The sequence below is a fragment of the Escherichia sp. E2661 genome, from assembly GCF_004745185.1.
GTDB lineage: Bacteria > Pseudomonadota > Gammaproteobacteria > Enterobacterales > Enterobacteriaceae > Escherichia.
Genome location: NZ_PDIG01000085.1, coordinates 1 through 875, shown reverse-complemented (window position 1 = coordinate 875; position 875 = coordinate 1). Strand labels below are relative to the sequence as shown.

The window sequence follows — 875 nt, the reverse complement described above, 5'->3', positions numbered from 1 at the left end:
GTGTTACCCAACCTTCAACCTGCCCATGGCTAGATCACCGGGTTTCGGGTCTATACCCTGCAACTTAACGCCCAGTTAAGACTCGGTTTCCCTTCGGCTCCCCTATTCGGTTAACCTTGCTACAGAATATAAGTCGCTGACCCATTATACAAAAGGTACGCAGTCACCCCATAAAGAGGCTCCCACTGCTTGTACGTACACGGTTTCAGGTTCTTTTTCACTCCCCTCGCCGGGGTTCTTTTCGCCTTTCCCTCACGGTACTGGTTCACTATCGGTCAGTCAGGAGTATTTAGCCTTGGAGGATGGTCCCCCCATATTCAGACAGGATACCACGTGTCCCGCCCTACTCATCGAGCTCACAGTATGTGCATTTTTGTGTACGGGGCTGTCACCCTGTATCGCACGCCTTTCCAGACGCTTCCACTAACACACACACTGATTCAGGCTCTGGGCTGCTCCCCGTTCGCTCGCCGCTACTGGGGGAATCTCGGTTGATTTCTTTTCCTCGGGGTACTTAGATGTTTCAGTTCCCCCGGTTCGCCTCATTAACCTATGGATTCAGTTAATGATAGTGTGACGAATCACACTGGGTTTCCCCATTCGGAAATCGCCGGTTATAACGGTTCATATCACCTTACCGACGCTTATCGCAGATTAGCACGTCCTTCATCGCCTCTGACTGCCAGGGCATCCACCGTGTACGCTTAGTCGCTTAACCTCACAACCCGAAGATGTTTCTTTCGATTCATCATCGTGTTGCGAAAATTTGAGAGACTCACGAACAACTTTCGTTGTTCAGTGTTTCAATTTTCAGCTTGATCCAGATTTTTAAAGAGCAAAACTTCGCATGAACCTTTGCAGGTAATCTGAGTATT

Annotated in this window: 1 rRNA gene; it reads right to left on the bottom strand. The window is 49.3% G+C overall.

What is annotated here, in order from left to right:
* Nucleotides 1-718, bottom strand: a 23S ribosomal RNA gene (locus CRI63_RS23765); the annotation flags it as partial.
* Nucleotides 719-875: the final 157 nt, after the last annotated feature.